Origin of the sequence: Chryseobacterium candidae (assembly GCF_004916905.1) — a bacterium.
Classification (GTDB): Bacteria; Bacteroidota; Bacteroidia; order Flavobacteriales; family Weeksellaceae; genus Chryseobacterium; species Chryseobacterium candidae.
Genome location: NZ_SDLV01000022.1, coordinates 1 through 1,310, shown reverse-complemented (window position 1 = coordinate 1,310; position 1,310 = coordinate 1). Strand labels below are relative to the sequence as shown.

Here is a 1,310-nt window from a genome sequence, read left to right as displayed (position 1 = left end):
TGTCCCGTCCTAAAATAAGTTGACACTTAATCAACTTATATTATGAAAGATCAAGAATTAAAAAAGGAAAAACGTACTCAAAGAGATTACAGTATAGGCTTTAAATTACGAGTTGTTTCTCAGGTAGAAAACGGCGATTACACTTATAAACAAGCCCAAAAAGAGTATGGTATCCAAGGCAGAAGTACAGTTTTGGTTTGGTTGCGAAGATATGGTAACTTAGATTGGAGTAAACCTAAACTTCATACTATGCATAACTCTAAAGAAACTCCGGCTCAAAAAATTAAGCGTTTGGAAAAAGAATTAGCTGATGAAAAGCTAAAAACTAAGGTTCTTAATACCATGATTGATGTATCAGATAAGCAGTATGGCACCCAAATCAGAAAAAAGTTTTCCTCCCAACAATCTTCAGACTCCACAGAGAAGGAATAAGCATATCCAGACTGTGCAGATTGTTTGGGATAAGCCGTCAGGCAGTTTATCAAAATAAACAGAGGAGCTTAACCCGTGAAAAAGAATTATTAAAAATAAAGATACTCGTACAAAAAGTACGAATGGAAATGCCCAGACTTGGAACCAGAAAGCTTTATTACCTTCTTAAAGAAGGATTCAAAAATGAGGGAATCAAAATAGGAAGAGATGCTTTATTTGCTTATCTAAAAAGAGAAAATATGCTTGTGCGTGCTCAAAAAAAGTATGTTAAGACAACTTTTTCAAAACATTGGCTTAGAAAACATCCTAATTTATTGAAAGAATTAAAGATCGAAAAAGCAGAACAGGTTTTTGTAAGCGATATAACCTATATTAAAACAAGGGAATCCACCTGCTATTTGTCTTTAGTAACAGATGCTTACAGCAGAAAAATCATGGGATATTCATTAAGCTCAAATATGAATACTGAGAATGTAGCCAAAGCCTTAAAGATGGCAGTGAAAAACAGAGTTTCAAATACCTCTTTGATTCATCATTCAGATAGAGGATTACAATACTGCTCTGGCTATTACCAAAACATGCTTAATAAAAACAGAATAAAACCATCTATGACTGATGGTTATGATTGTTATCAAAATGCATTGGCAGAGAGAATTAATGGAATATTAAAACAGGAATTCCTGTTTTGTAAAACAAAGAATATACACGACTTAGGAGCATTGGTAAAAGAAAGTATTGATATCTACAATACTAAAAGACCACATTTAAGTCTTAATATGCAAACGCCAGATAAAGTGCATAAAAAATCCGAAGAAAATAAATACTTCTCCGGATTAAATATTGTCTAATTTTATGTCAACCTATTTTAGGACTAGTCA

Annotated in this window: 1 protein-coding gene; it reads left to right on the top strand. The window is 32.7% G+C overall.

Annotation, left to right across the window (positions count from 1 at the left end; all coding sequences use genetic code 11):
- Positions 1-42: 42 nt before the first annotated feature.
- Positions 43-1,280 (top strand): IS3 family transposase gene (locus EK417_RS11195; protein WP_317129502.1). Its coding sequence is split into 2 segments (ribosomal slippage): positions 43-400 and positions 400-1,280, totalling 1,239 coding nucleotides; the frame shifts between segments, so codons are not numbered across the junction.
- Positions 1,281-1,310: the final 30 nt, after the last annotated feature.